This window comes from Metallibacterium sp. (assembly GCF_054637675.1).
Genome location: NZ_JBTSRB010000065.1, coordinates 1 through 12438, shown reverse-complemented (window position 1 = coordinate 12438; position 12438 = coordinate 1). Strand labels below are relative to the sequence as shown.

Here is a 12438-nt window from a genome sequence, read left to right as displayed (position 1 = left end):
CGCGCCCGGTGGCTACGGCATAGCGAAACACTTGCCCACAGACTTGATGCTGGCGGTGCGCCAGGTCCACGGCGCCGCGCGCTTCGATCCGGCGCAGCACGGCCAGAATGTCCGGGGCGTTCACGCTGCCGATGGCCTGCGCGCCGATGTGGGGGAACACGTTGGCTTCAAGGCGACGCAGGATTTCCGCGCCGTAGCTTGGTGTCCACTTGGCCTTGTGCTTGGCGTGCCACTCGCGGGCGATGGCCTCGAAAGTATTTGAGCACTCCGCTTTGACGGCCTTGCGCTGGGCGCTCGGGTCGATACCGTCCGCAAGCATCGCGCGTGCTTCATCCCGGCGGTAGCGGGCTTTACGCAAGGACACGTCAGGAAACATTCCCAGGGCCAGCGTGTTGCGCTTGCAGGTGCCGGGGCGGCGGTAGTTGAAACGGAACAGGCGTGCGCCGGTGGGCTGCACCAGCAGATACATGCCGCGCTCATCGGTGAGTTTGTACGGCTTGGCGTTGGCGACTGCTGAAGGTGTCAGCATGGCCTTGCACCTCGTCTGTTGATCGTGTCGGCCGTGGCAGGCGATACCGCCAGCGCTGGCCAGTGCCGCACACGATACCGCCAGACTTGGCACAAAATAAGGGAAATCCTGGATGCCTTCGGGGAAGTAAAGGCAAGAAAAAGCCCGCTGGAATGCGGGCTTGAAGGTATTTGCGGGATGATCTGGTAAGTCGAAATGGTGGAGGTGGCGGGAGTCGAACCCGCGTCCGAAGGCGTTTGACGCCCGGTACTACATGCTTAGCTCACCGTTGAATCTCGCTTCCCGGCAGAACGATGTGCGAAGCGCACCGGGAAACCAGCCCACTAAGTCTAGCCATCGACCGGCAGGCGGCGATCGGCAGCGATCCTGTGATAATGACCCTACATCCACGAGCACAGGCACAAGTGGGTTCGGGGCTAGGCCTTAAGCGGCCAGTGCGTAGACGTCGTCGTTGGCGTCTGTGGTTTTGCCGCTGGATTAACGAGGAAAGCTGCCCCCTCGGCATGCACCAAACTATCTCACTACCCCCGTCGAAGCCGGAACACCCCCGGTTGCGATAGGTCTTGCCAGCGCAGTATGCGGGTGCGCGGCGCGGGCCTCAAGGGCTGCGTGCGCCTGCGGCATGCCTGGGGTTCACGCAGGCGGATTTTTGGCGCGCATCACACGTTGCTTTTCACGGTCCCAGTCGCGCTCCTTTTCGCTGGCGCGCTTGTCGTGTTCCTGCTTGCCGCGGGCCAGACCAATCTCGATCTTGACGTGTCGGCCTTTCCAGTACAGCGCCAGCGGAATCAGGGTGTAGCCCTTGCGCTCGACCTCGCCGATCAGCTTGTCGATCTCCTCGCGGTGCAGCAGCAGCTTGCGCGTGCGCCGGTCGTCGGCGACCACGTGCGTCGAGGCGCTGATCAGCGGCGTGATCGAGGCGCCGAACAGATACAGCTCGCCGCTCTTGATCAGCGCGTAGGCGTCGCCGAAGTTGAGGCGACCGGCACGCAGTGCCTTGACCTCCCAGCCTTGCAGCGCAAGCCCGGCTTCGTGGCGCTCATCGATGTGGTATTCGTGGCGGGCGCGTTTGTTGAGCGCAATCGTGCCGCCCGAGACCTTGGCTTTGGGCTTGTTCATATCCGTACAATGGTGGCTTGCCGCAACCGCAGCAGACAGGCCGTGACCCGAATCCAGCGCAGCGCGATCGTGCCGTTCAAGCCGGCGCAGATGTATGAGTTGGTCAACAAGGTCGAAGGATACCCCATGCGTTTCGCATGGTGCGCCGACGCGCGCGTGCTGGAGCGCGGCGAGGGCTACCAGATCGTGCGTCTGGACCTGCGCTTTGCCGGCATGGTGCAAAGTTTCACCACGCGCAACGTGCAGTCACCGCCCGAGCGTTTGCAGATGCAATTGATCGAAGGGCCGCTGCAGGCGCTGGATGGCATCTTCAGCTTCACGCCGCTGGGCGATGCTGGCTGCCGCGTCGGGCTGGACCTGGGCTTTGCTTTCGCCGGACGCCTGTGGGGCCCGGCGCTGCGCCTGGGCTTTCAGGGCCTGGCCGATCGACTGGTCGATGATTTTTGCCTCGAGGCGCGGCGCGCCTATGGCTGAGCACGATCTGGCGGTGGAGGTGGTGTTCGCGCCGCGCACGGGCGCGCCTTTCATGCGGCGCTTGCTGATGCCGTCCGGCAGTTGCGTGCGCGATGCGATCACGCGCAGCGGCCTGGGCACGGAGCATCCCGAGGCCGCTTGGCAGGAGCCGGGCAATCTCGGCATCTTCAGCCGCGTGGTGCGGCCCGAGCACCTGTTGCGCGATGGCGACCGGGTTGAGGTGTATCGAGCGTTGACACTGACACCGATGCAGGCGCGCCGCCTGCGCGCGGCGCGCCGCTGAACCGACTCAGCCGCTGCCGGATTTCTTGTCAGCGCTGTGGCCGCCGTTGTCCGGCGTGCTGGGGATGTAATCGCCCTCGAAGGCCTTGCTGGCCTTGAGCATCTCCTGCGGCGTCTCCGCGAAGAAATGGCCTTCGGTGCGCACCAGTGTGTCGTTCTTGAAGATCAGCGTGAGCTTGCGCTCCCGAACCTTGCCGCCGCGGTGTTGGAAGGTGGACACGTAATCCCAGCGGCTGCTGTCGAACGGCGAGACGACCGAGGGCGCGCCCAGCAGTGTGATCACCTGACGCTTGGTCATGCCGGGCTTGAGTTCATTGACCTTGGCCTGCTCCATCAGGTTGCCTTGCTGGACGTCCGGTTTGTAGAGGATGCCGCAGCCGCCCAGCGCGAAGCCGGATGCGAGTGCGATGGCCCAGATGATGACCCGCGTACGATTGATGGTTTGCATGCGCCCTGCGCCAGCGTTCAAAGGACCGGATGATACACTGCCGCCGAAGCCGATCGGGGGCGTTGCACCGTGGATCAATCGCAGGAATTGCGCCGCGTCGGTTTGAAGGTCACGCATCCGCGCGTGCGCATCCTCACCATCCTGCAGGGTGGCCATCCGCGCCACCTCACTGCCGAGGATGTCTACCGGCATCTGGTCGAGCACAATGAAGACATCGGTCTGGCCACGGTGTACCGCGTGCTCACCCAGTTCGAGGCGGCCGGCATCGTCAACAAGCACCATTTCGAAAGCGGGCAGGCGGTTTTCGAGCTGAACCGCGGACGCCACCACGACCACATGATCGATCTGGACAGCGGCAAGGTGATCGAGTTCGTGGACGAAGACATTGAGCGCCTGCAGCGCGCGATCGCGCAGCGCCATGGCTATGATCTCGAAGAGCACAGTCTGGTGCTGTACGTGCGCGCGCGCCGCGCCGCGCCGCGCGTGACACCGGAAACCACCGTCGCCAAGACGATCACGCGCAGCGTCGGCGCCAAGAAGTGACGCCCGCGCAAGGCGGGCGTCACATCGATAGACGCGGACGGCAATCCCTGACCACCCGCGAACCCGGCTCCCCAAGCCAGGCAATTCGCCGCGGTCATCCTGACCTGCGGCGCGCAACGGCGATCCATAGCCGCGCAGCGGGTTCACCACCCGCTTGGCAAGGACCGCCCCAAACGGCGCTTGCCAGCCGCCACACTCCGATGGCGACACCCCCAAACATGAAGTAAATGTAAATGCGGCGCTAAGGGCGCGGCAATTGGAAAGATTCCTAGAATGCGGCATGGGCGTCACACCCATCCCGTCGCTGGCCACGCGGCTAATGTGGTCACGCGGGTTCGGTGGGTGACTGAGTGCGCTGACGATGGCGGCTGCCGGTGCGGTAATCGGCCATCATGCGGCGAAGCGCTCATGGTCTCACTCGCCGGCATGCTCGCGCGCCAGCTCATGAAGCTGATCGGCGCCCATGTCCACGCCGTCTGCCCACAGCACGGCATGCCCCAGGTGTCGGCCCTGACCTTGCGGAATCGTGCCCGTGCGCAGCGGCGCTTACCTGTAGCGTTTGATCAGGCGCGGTACGTCCACGGGCAGTGTCTCTCCCGTGCTTCGGGTCATCGTCAGCGTCCGCGTCGCTGGCGCTTGCGCCGTGACAGTGCGGATCAGAGGTGGTTTGTTCATGGCTCGATCCCCCTCCATGTTGCCAGCAGCATCACCTTGTTCGTCGCGATCCACGCCATGGCCTTGGCCATCCATTCCTCGACGCCCAAGAGCATCACTCGATCCTGCAGAACCACCGCGAGGGCCGGATCGCTGGCTGCACCCGGCAGCGACGGTCCGCCGCTCCATGTGAATGTTCGTGATGCCGCCTGTTGCCAGAACCTGGAGCCCGCCAGTGCTGACTGACCTTGCGTGGCGGCGGCCACATCGAGCAGGCCGGGTTGCGCGAAAGCCTTGTCAACATCCAGAACCAGACGTCGTATGCGCATGGGAGTCTCCTTGCTCGCGGGAACAACAGCGCGGCGATCGCGCCGCGCATGAAGCCTATTTCATGCTCACGCCGCGCGCGCCAGATGCGCGGTGCTGTTGAGCAGGGCGATGCGATAGCCGCCGTCGGCGCGCACCTCGATCCGATTCACCGCGGTCGGATCCTGACGCAGGCTGGCGTAATGGGTGAGCGGCGCCTGCAGCACATGCAGAATCAGCACGCGGATGATGGCATCGTGGGTCACCAGCACCACGCTGCCACTGGCGTGATGGCGCTGGATGGTGTGCAGGGCGCCGACGACGCGCACCTCGACCTGACGCAGGGTTTCGCCATCGGGCGGCGGATTGATGCCGGGGTCGTGCATCCACGCGCGAAAAGGTTCAGGATCGCGCGCCGCGGCTTCGAGATCGGTCAGTCCGGTCCAGCGCCCGTAATCGGTATCGGTCAGATCCATGCTGGCCTGCACTTTCAGCGCCAGCGGATTGCCGATGGTGTTGGCGGTGTCGATGCAGCGCGACAGCGGGCTGGCGTAAATCGCGCTCACGTTGAAATGGTCACGTACCCATTCTCCCATCGCATGCGCTTGCACCTTGCCCAGGTCGGTCAGCGCCAGATCCTGGCGCCCGCGGAAACGCGGTGGATCGATGCCGGGCACTTCGCCGTGGCGGATCAACAGCAATTCGAGACTCATGTCGTGCTCCTTTCCAAGCTTGCGGAGTGCGGCAGCGCGAGGCGCCGCCGCCGTGTTCACGTCGATGCGTGCGGCACGGTGTTGCCGTACTCGACCTGATAGCGACTCCAGAACAGCGGCGCCTTGTCTTCCTCGGCCAGCGCGATCAGCGTGTCGGCTTCGTCCTTGCTCACCACGAACTCGACCAGCACGGTGAGGTTGGCGGCCATCTCGAAGAACGCCTGCTCATGCAGATGTCCATGCCGACCGAAGCCGGCGATGGCGCGAAACGCCGAGCCGCCGTGGATGCCGCGGCGCTTGGCCTGCTCCAGCAGCCATTCGTAGACCAGCTTGCCTTTGTGCTTCTGGTTTTCATGCATGTAAAAGCGCAGCGCACATCCGATCATGGGGTTCTCCTCTCAGTGACGGGTCAACAAACGGCCCAGCCCGATACCTGCCAGGCAAAAACCGATGCCACCCAACAAGTGCACGCCTGTATGCGCCAAGGCCCAGCCCCATTGCCCGCGCAACCACAGCGTCACCGACTCGGCGTCAAACGTGGAAAACGTGGTCAGCCCGCCCAGAAATCCGGTGGCGAAGGCCAGGCGCAGTTCCACCGGCAGGCCCATGTAGGGCGGGAAATTGCTGATCACGATGCCCATCAGAAACCCGCCCAGCAGATTGGCGGCCACCGTGCCCAGCGGCAGCGTGGGGAACAGCGGGTTGAGCATCAAGGCGAAGGCATAGCGCAACCACGCGCCCAGCGCGGCGCCGATACCGATACCGGCAAGAACAGTGGGGTTCATCATGCTCCTCTGCAAGTTGCTGTTTCACACGCCCACAAAAATGCCTGCCGCGCCGAGCGAATCGGTACAGCAGGCATCATCAACCGGTGTTGGGTGGTTCGGCCGCGAGGCCGGGAGGAATGCCTTCTCCCGTGGGCAAGGCATTAGAGCCGCGCGCGCGGCGAAAGTTCACGCGCTGCCGTTGCCCGTGGCGGCCATCAGCGCTTTCAGCAGGGCGCTCATTTCCTCGCGCGTGCCGTTGACGGTGAGCTGGTGCTCGCGCTGGAAATCCAGGCCGAGGTTGAGTGTCACCGCCGGGCCGAGATCGTTGCCTTCCTCGTCCAGGCGCTGATAACCCTCGGGCTTGCCGATCAATGCCACGCGCGCGGCATCCACGAAACGTCCATCCGGAAGCTTGATCCAGCGCTGCATCGATGTCTCTCCCCGGTGCGGGCCGCTACCCGCTGCACAGCGCCATCATAGGCGGCCGCGCGAGGCGCGCCAACTGTGGCGAACAAGCCGCTGACACAGCACGCGAACCCGGTCGCCGCGCGCGTTGACCGTCGCCGCTCTGCTGCGTAAACTGCGCGGCTCGCGGGCGGTTAGCTCAGCGGTAGAGCACTGCTTTCACACGGCAGGGGCCATAGGTTCGATCCCTATACCGCCCACCATAAAATCAAGCACATACGAAGCATTTTGAATCAAGGCCCGGCCTCAAAACCGGGCCTTTTCCATGGTTCCGTGGCTACACAGTGGCTATGAACACCCGGTGCGCACCCGTAGCGCACCGTCTGCAACGTTCCGACGTGGCGATGGGATGGCTATAGCCACCGGCAGCGGGCGCCAGCACTTCATGGCGCGCTTGAACAGCGCAGTCTTGACAACTGTGTACCGATCATATACAATGCTCAAATAAATTAATAAATAATAAGAGGTTATACTGTATATGATCAAGCAATTCAGGCATAAAGGAATAGAAAAATTCGTCACGTCCGGCGCAACTTCTGGCATTCAGCCGGCGCACAAGAACAAACTTCGGCTGCAGCTCACAACGCTCAACGCTGCGACACAACCACGTGATATGGATGCCCCAGGATGGAACCTGCATCCTCTGCATGGAAAACTTGCAGGGCACTGGTCGGTGAAGGTCAATGGCAATTGGCGCCTGACCTTCACCTTTGAGGGGCAGGACGCCGTGCTAGTCGATTACACCGACTATCACTGACAACTTTCGACAAACTGACAACTCTCGACAACTTTAGGAGCCGCACATGATCCGCATGCACAACCCTGCCCATCCGGGCGAGGTGCTGCGCGAATTCCTTGGCGACATCACGGTAACTGAGGCGGCGAACCGCCTCCATGTGACTCGCGTTTCCCTTTCCCGAATTTTGAATGGCACCAACGGCATTTCCGCTGACATGGCTATGCGCCTTGAGAAGGCACTCGGCACGAGCGCTGAATTGTGGGTCAGCCTGCAGGCGCAGCACGACCTGTGGATAGCCAGCAAGCGCAAGCAGCCCAAGGTGCTTCCCATCCGTACAGCGGATTCTGAGTCTCACGCCCCGCCCTTGCCGCCGGTTCCAGACCGGCGCTTCGGGCGGTGAGGCGCGCAGCGCCTGGCGACAAGTTCGCGCTTCAGCGATCGGCGGTGCTGCGGCAGCGCGATGACTTGCGCCTCCGCCACCGCGCTGAGATCTCCCCGCGCGTCGATTCCCCCGCTCATCGGGGTAGGTGAAGCAATCAAGCGCAGGCCTTCGCGCTCGATATTCGTTGCCGCGTTGTCGTCGCGGTCATGTTCGGTGCCGCAGACCGCGCAGGTCCAGCGGCGCTGGTTCAGCGTGAGCGCCTTGTTGACTGCACCGCACGCCGAACAGGTCTTGCTGCTGGGATACCAGCGGTCTACGACACTGATCTGGCGCCCGGCCCACTGGGCCTTGTAAGTGATCTGGCGGCGCAGCTCGCCGGGCGCGGCGTTGGCCACCGAGCGCCGAAACGACCGTCGCCCCATGCCGCGCGCCATGGCCTTCACTGCCAGGTCCTCGAGACAGATGACCTGCGCGCAACGGACGATGTCCGTGGTCGCGCGGTGCAGTGCCTCGCGGCGCACGGCGCCGATGCGCGCATGCAGCGCGGCGACACGCTGCTGGGTGCGGCGCATGCGGTTGGAGACCTGGATGCGCGTGCCCTTGGGGAAGGGCGCGGCTGGGTCCAGACCCTGGCGCCGGGCAGCAGCATCGCGCTGGCGCACGTAGTGCCGCTGGTAGCGGCGCAGGCGCGCCAGGCTGGATCTCAGCGCTGCCGGCGCCGGCACGCGCTGGCCATCGCTGCGCACCACCAGATCCTTGAGGCCGACGTCGACGCCCAGTACCGCGCGCGCCGCCGGCGCGCAGGTCGGCGCGCAGGCCTGCGCCTGGACGCCGTCGGCCGTGATGCTGGCGTACCACGCTTGGCCTTCGCGGCGCAGCGTGACGCTGCGCAGCCGCCCGGCCAGTTCCTCGGTGCGGCGCAGCTTGAGGGTACCGAGGCCCGGCAGGTTCACGCGGGCCCAGCGTTTGCCTTCCTCGCCGCGATCCAGCTGCTCGCGGCGCTGGTCCATGGTGAAGCGGATGCCATGCGGCACGCCGCGGCGGCGGAAGCGCGGGTACTTCGCGCGCTTCGCGAAGAAGGCCGCGAAGGCCCGTTCCTGGTCGCGCAGGATCTGGTTGAACGGTTCGCGCGGCAGGTCGCCGAGCCAGGCCGTGTCCGGCGCGGCGCGCAGTTGCGTGAACTCGCGCGACAGCGCGATCCAGTTGAGCTTCGTGCCGTCGGCACGATACGCAGAGCTACGCCTGGCCAGCGCCCAGTTCCACACGAACCGTGTCGCGCCGACGAGCTGCGCGAGCTGGCGCCCCTGCACCCGCGTGGGATACACGCGCATGCGGTAGGCGCGCTCGATCCCCGGCGGGTTTTCAACGGGCAGGACTGCACTCATGGTGTCATTGCACCGCGACCCCGTCGCACGGTGTGAGACGAAGGGCTGATTTCCGCCGGACGTCCGCCTCGCTCGCGCGCAACGCCGAGGTGGGCTGGCGCGCGGCCGCTACGCGGCACGCTCCGTTGTGACTCATGGCCACCGGGGTCGTCATCGTCCTGATTCCTTCGTGGCGATCCAAGATGGCATCGAGATTCGGAAGGTCACGGTAGTGCAACAACAGCACGCGGTTAGTCTTCGCCAACTCCTCGGCAGCCGCCGTGTACCTGTTGTTTGAAACCACAATCCCGAAGTCGGCTTGCTCGTGAGCACGGCCGGCGGCGACCTCTTGAACCGGCTTGTTACCGACCGGACTGGAGTAGAGCTTGCATTGGACCACCACGCGACGGCTGGCCTTGAATGCGACGACATCGACGCCTTGGTCGCGGCTCTGCTGCGTTACTCGAGCGTCCCAGCCGTGCTTTCGAAGGGTCTCGGCACAGAAGGTCTCGAATTCCCTGGGCGTGAAATCATCTGCGAACTTCGCAAACGGATTCTGGGTGGCCGTAACCGCGGCAACCTGCACGTCGATCGCTTTCAGCACTTCCACTCTGTTCTGGCTCAGGGTGACCTGCTCCGCCGCTGTAAGCGTGGGCTTCAGGTGTTGCTGGACGAAGTAATCCAACTCCTTCAACCACCTCTCCCCCTGTGGCTTCCCGTATGGGTCCAACTGGACCAGTTGGGCGCCTGCCAGCGCGCCAACACCGTTCGACTTCTTCCGGCGCGTCAGCGCCGCCAGCAGGCCGCCCGCAATCGCTTCAACTCCGTTCGACTTCTTCCGGCGTGCCATCGTCGCCACCTGTTTTGCCGCACGTTCTGTACGATGGCCGTGACTTCGGGAGGCGTCAAGCAAGATGGAAGCAGCGAGATATTGAGCAGAAATACGGCGCTTGCTCCACAATGGATGGACAAGAACGCAGGCAACGATGAAGCGATACTTGGTATTCGGCGCGGCATGCGTCACGCTGATGCTGGCGGCATGCTCGCATCCATCCAGCTTCAGTTTGTCGGGCGGCTACATCGCTCGCGGCAACGGCTTCGCTGAGTTCTCCGGGTGCGCTCCTGACGCCCAGCAACTCAGCATCAAGCTGATGAGGAGCACGATCAGCCGACTGCCAGACGGACAGGCTTTCCGACGCGCGTCAGCATTTCCACCAGGGTGTCGATGGTGAACTTGGACGTCTTGAAGTTCACGACGTCCGAAACACGCGGGCGCGACACCATCAGGATCTGGGCGGCCTGCGCCTGCTTCAGGTGATGCTCCTGAATCCAGGCAGCGATCTCGGCCATGAGCTGCTCCTTGAGTGCCTGCGCCTCGTCAATCTGTTTGCGCGAGATGGCTTGCAGGCGTTGGGCCTCGCTCGGCTCGAAGCCAAGGTCCAGAAAAAGATTGGCGCCCGGTCGGGTGACATGGCGCACGGCGGTATCGATCTTCATCGCGGTTTCTTCCTGCTCGCCACCACGGCGCGGTAGCGGGCTTCAGTGATGGCTTTGTCCGGCTTGCTCGTGGCTTGGCTCTTCTTCTGGAAGCAGTGAAGCACGTAGACAGCCTCGGCGAACTTGGCGACGTACATCACCCGAAAGGCTCCGCTGTCTTCGGCAAGGCGCACTTCGCGGACGCCTGCACCGAGTTCATCGAAGGGCTTCCAATTCTCAGGGTCCATGCCGCGCTGGATGCGGCGAAGCTGGAATCCCGCGCTTCGGCGCGCATCATCCGGGAACGCCTTTAGATCTTCGAGCGCGGAACCTATCCATCGAAGCTCTTTCTCAGGCTGCTGGCCGGATGATGCCGTCACGCATAACTCCTGTATCAAATATTATACCAAAAGCCGAACAAGCGCGACATGAGAACGAGCAAGCCCGCTCACCCCAGCTTCTTCGCCAGATCCGCTGCCCGCGGATGGTAGTACCGCTTGAGCATCCGCAGATCCTTGTGGCCGGTCACCGCTGCCAGCTCGATCAGGTTGGGCAGCTTCTCGGCCAGCCGGCTGGTCGCCTCATGCCGCAGGTCGTGGAAGTGCAGATCCTCGAGACCGGCGCGCTTCGTGGCGCGCTTCCAGGCGAGCTTGACCGCTTGTGCAGTGACCGGGAACACCCGCTCGTCCATGCCGCTGCTGCGCGGCAGCGCTTCCAGAACGGCCACAGCGCGGCTCGACAACGGCACCGTCCGCGACTCGCCGTTCTTCGTGTCTTCAAGATGCGCCGTCTGTGCCTTGAGATCGATGTTCTCCCAGCGCAGCGCCAGCAGTTCGCCCTGGCGCATGGCCGTCTCGATCGCGAACAGCACCAGCGGACGCATCCACGGATTGCGCGTGCCGACTCGATAGCCGCCGCTGCGCTTGGCGCCCTTGACGGTCCCGGCGCGGTCCCCAAGGGCTTCGAGCAGGCGAGCCTCCTCGCCCGCCTCGAGGCGCCGATCGCGGGCGCGCACAGCGGCCGGGCGGCGAACCGATGCCACTGGGTTGCCAGGCAGGGCGATCATGCGCTCCTTGATTCCCCAATTGATCACCGCTGACAGCAAGTTGAGCTCACGCGTACATCAGCTGGAACGAGGGTGCACTTCGCACCGTTGCCGTGCGCGAACTGGCCAACGCGGCGCACCACCAGCGCGTAGCGCGCCTGTCGGAGCTGTTTGCGCAAGAGGTCAAGGAACTCGCGTTGTCAAACGCCTCCCGAGTGGGGGCATCCAGGTGAATCCGCCGTTCGCGGTGTCGGCTCGCGTTGTCGTGCGCTGCAAGTTCTCGCAAGTGGTCCACGAGGAGGATCTTTCTGCCATGGACTTCGAAAGCGCGCTGGTGATCAAGGGACGCACCAGCCTCAAGTCGGATAGCGACATGATCCTCGGGTTTACCGAGCAATTCGCCGACTGGGTACGCGGGAGCTTCCTCCCGGCCGTGCGCATCAAACTCGCGTCCGCGTCCGCGGGTCAACTCGACTCGGCCGAGCGCTGGTTCGACGACTGGCACGACTATCACGTGGATCTGGGAAGCCGCCGGAAGAGGAGCTTCAACAACGTGACCTTCAAGTATTCGCCGGAGCTCGAGGTCGCCGAAGCGGCAAATAATACTCTCGAGGTCATCGTCCTGGGCCGCCAAATGGCGCAAGAGCGGCCGATTTAGACAGTATGACTTTCGCCTGGTTAGGCGCTGACCTCCGCGGAGACCAAGACGCGGGTTGGCGTGATGCCAGAGCCGCAGGAGCGAGACGAGGCTACGCTCATGAACGGTTTTCACCGCGGAGGTCAGCATGAAAAACGATAGCACTGTGTTTGTAGGCTTGGACGTGCACAAAGACTCGAACGTGGCGGCGTACGCGATCGACATGGGCGAAGTGCAGAGCTTGGGCAACATCGGCGTTCTGGAACGTGACCACGACCGATTGTGCACCCGGATGCAGAGCAAGGCGTCCCGTGTGGTCTTCGTCTATGAAGCCGGACCCTGTGGCTACGGGCTGTACCGGTATCTGACGAAGAAGGGTTTTGCGTGCACGGTGTGTGCGCCCTCGCGGCTGGCGCGCAAGCCGGGTGACCGGGTGAAGACGGATCGGCGCGACGCGGTGATGCTGGTACGGGCGCTGCGCAATGACGACCTGAG

General features: G+C 63.9%; 20 protein-coding genes, 1 tRNA gene, 1 other RNA gene and 1 riboswitch. Of the genes, 8 read left to right on the top strand and 14 right to left on the bottom strand.

Features of this window, described 5'->3' with window-relative positions:
- The 3 genes from ACYDAT_RS14465 to smpB form a co-directional block, all read right to left on the bottom strand.
- On the bottom strand, positions 1-469 hold a 469-nt coding region (locus ACYDAT_RS14465; protein WP_461450992.1), incomplete at its 3' end, for a tyrosine-type recombinase/integrase.
- A 256-nt stretch (positions 470-725) separates the two neighbouring features.
- Positions 726-1078, bottom strand: a transfer-messenger RNA (tmRNA) gene (gene ssrA, locus ACYDAT_RS14460).
- An 84-nt stretch (positions 1079-1162) separates the two neighbouring features.
- Complete coding sequence (gene smpB / locus ACYDAT_RS14455) at positions 1163-1648, bottom strand: SsrA-binding protein SmpB (protein ID WP_461438548.1); 486 nt, start codon at positions 1646-1648, stop codon at positions 1163-1165.
- Between the two features lie 42 nt (positions 1649-1690).
- On the opposite strand from smpB, the gene ACYDAT_RS14450 reads away from it, so the two are divergent.
- Positions 1691-2122 carry a type II toxin-antitoxin system RatA family toxin gene (locus tag ACYDAT_RS14450; RefSeq protein ID WP_461438547.1) on the top strand — a complete coding sequence of 144 codons (432 nt, stop codon included), beginning with the start codon at positions 1691-1693 and terminating at the stop codon, positions 2120-2122.
- Positions 2115-2405, top strand: coding sequence for an RnfH family protein (locus ACYDAT_RS14445; RefSeq protein WP_461450990.1), 291 nt, complete (start codon positions 2115-2117; stop codon positions 2403-2405). Before ACYDAT_RS14450 ends, ACYDAT_RS14445 begins: the two co-directional genes overlap by 8 nt.
- Positions 2406-2411: 6 nt before the next feature.
- On the opposite strand, the gene ACYDAT_RS14440 is transcribed toward ACYDAT_RS14445, so the two are convergent.
- On the bottom strand, positions 2412-2852 hold the full coding sequence (locus ACYDAT_RS14440) for an outer membrane protein assembly factor BamE (protein ID WP_461438545.1): 441 nt from the start codon (positions 2850-2852) through the stop codon (positions 2412-2414).
- A gap of 69 nt (positions 2853-2921) precedes the next feature.
- Between ACYDAT_RS14440 and fur the strand changes: the two genes are divergently transcribed.
- Complete coding sequence (gene fur / locus ACYDAT_RS14435) at positions 2922-3395, top strand: ferric iron uptake transcriptional regulator (RefSeq protein ID WP_461438544.1); 474 nt, start codon at positions 2922-2924, stop codon at positions 3393-3395.
- 671 nt (positions 3396-4066) lie between these two features.
- Here fur and ACYDAT_RS14430 read toward each other — a convergent pair.
- From ACYDAT_RS14430 to ACYDAT_RS14410, 5 genes are all read right to left on the bottom strand, one after another.
- Positions 4067-4378, bottom strand: coding sequence for a hypothetical protein (locus ACYDAT_RS14430; RefSeq protein WP_461450988.1), 312 nt, complete (start codon positions 4376-4378; stop codon positions 4067-4069).
- A gap of 66 nt (positions 4379-4444) precedes the next feature.
- The gene (locus ACYDAT_RS14425) at positions 4445-5068 is read right to left on the bottom strand and encodes a histidine phosphatase family protein (protein ID WP_461438542.1); all 624 of its coding nucleotides are present in this window, start codon (positions 5066-5068) and stop codon (positions 4445-4447) included.
- Between the two features lie 56 nt (positions 5069-5124).
- Positions 5125-5454 carry a DUF190 domain-containing protein gene (locus ACYDAT_RS14420; RefSeq protein WP_461438541.1) on the bottom strand — a complete coding sequence of 110 codons (330 nt, stop codon included), beginning with the start codon at positions 5452-5454 and terminating at the stop codon, positions 5125-5127.
- 12 nt (positions 5455-5466) lie between these two features.
- The gene (crcB, locus tag ACYDAT_RS14415; protein WP_461438540.1) at positions 5467-5856 is read right to left on the bottom strand and encodes a fluoride efflux transporter CrcB; all 390 of its coding nucleotides are present in this window, start codon (positions 5854-5856) and stop codon (positions 5467-5469) included.
- 60 nt (positions 5857-5916) lie between these two features.
- Positions 5917-5992, bottom strand: a riboswitch (Fluoride riboswitch).
- A gap of 29 nt (positions 5993-6021) precedes the next feature.
- The gene (locus tag ACYDAT_RS14410) at positions 6022-6264 is read right to left on the bottom strand and encodes a hypothetical protein (RefSeq protein WP_461438539.1); all 243 of its coding nucleotides are present in this window, start codon (positions 6262-6264) and stop codon (positions 6022-6024) included.
- Between the two features lie 164 nt (positions 6265-6428).
- On the opposite strand from ACYDAT_RS14410, the gene ACYDAT_RS14405 reads away from it, so the two are divergent.
- The 3 genes from ACYDAT_RS14405 (at position 6429) to ACYDAT_RS14395 (ending at position 7439) form a co-directional block, all read left to right on the top strand.
- Positions 6429-6503: transfer RNA gene (locus ACYDAT_RS14405), tRNA-Val, on the top strand.
- 275 nt (positions 6504-6778) lie between these two features.
- Complete coding sequence (locus tag ACYDAT_RS14400) at positions 6779-7057, top strand: type II toxin-antitoxin system RelE/ParE family toxin (RefSeq protein WP_461450986.1); 279 nt, start codon at positions 6779-6781, stop codon at positions 7055-7057.
- A gap of 46 nt (positions 7058-7103) precedes the next feature.
- Positions 7104-7439: a HigA family addiction module antitoxin gene (locus ACYDAT_RS14395; RefSeq protein WP_461450984.1), complete on the top strand. Its 336-nt coding sequence runs from the start codon at positions 7104-7106 to the stop codon at positions 7437-7439.
- On the opposite strand, the gene ACYDAT_RS14390 is transcribed toward ACYDAT_RS14395, so the two are convergent.
- The 5 genes from ACYDAT_RS14390 to ACYDAT_RS14370 form a co-directional block, all read right to left on the bottom strand.
- Positions 7391-8806 carry an RNA-guided endonuclease InsQ/TnpB family protein gene (locus tag ACYDAT_RS14390; protein WP_461450982.1) on the bottom strand — a complete coding sequence of 472 codons (1416 nt, stop codon included), beginning with the start codon at positions 8804-8806 and terminating at the stop codon, positions 7391-7393. The two genes, ACYDAT_RS14395 and ACYDAT_RS14390, sit on opposite strands and share 49 nt — an antisense overlap.
- Before the next feature lie 4 nt (positions 8807-8810).
- Positions 8811-9809 (bottom strand): restriction endonuclease, encoded by a 999-nt coding sequence (locus tag ACYDAT_RS14385; RefSeq protein ID WP_461450980.1) that lies wholly within the window; start codon positions 9807-9809, stop codon positions 8811-8813.
- Between the two features lie 140 nt (positions 9810-9949).
- Positions 9950-10282, bottom strand: coding sequence for a helix-turn-helix domain-containing protein (locus ACYDAT_RS14380; RefSeq protein WP_461450978.1), 333 nt, complete (start codon positions 10280-10282; stop codon positions 9950-9952).
- On the bottom strand, positions 10279-10641 hold the full coding sequence (locus ACYDAT_RS14375) for a type II toxin-antitoxin system RelE/ParE family toxin (protein ID WP_461450976.1): 363 nt from the start codon (positions 10639-10641) through the stop codon (positions 10279-10281). Before ACYDAT_RS14375 ends, ACYDAT_RS14380 begins: the two co-directional genes overlap by 4 nt.
- Positions 10642-10709: 68 nt before the next feature.
- Positions 10710-11327 carry a site-specific integrase gene (locus ACYDAT_RS14370; protein ID WP_461450974.1) on the bottom strand — a complete coding sequence of 206 codons (618 nt, stop codon included), beginning with the start codon at positions 11325-11327 and terminating at the stop codon, positions 10710-10712.
- A gap of 208 nt (positions 11328-11535) precedes the next feature.
- Between ACYDAT_RS14370 and ACYDAT_RS14365 the strand changes: the two genes are divergently transcribed.
- Positions 11536-11964 (top strand): hypothetical protein, encoded by a 429-nt coding sequence (locus ACYDAT_RS14365; RefSeq protein WP_461450972.1) that lies wholly within the window; start codon positions 11536-11538, stop codon positions 11962-11964.
- A gap of 127 nt (positions 11965-12091) precedes the next feature.
- A partial coding sequence (locus tag ACYDAT_RS14360; RefSeq protein ID WP_461450970.1) for an IS110 family transposase occupies positions 12092-12438 on the top strand: 347 nt, incomplete at its 3' end.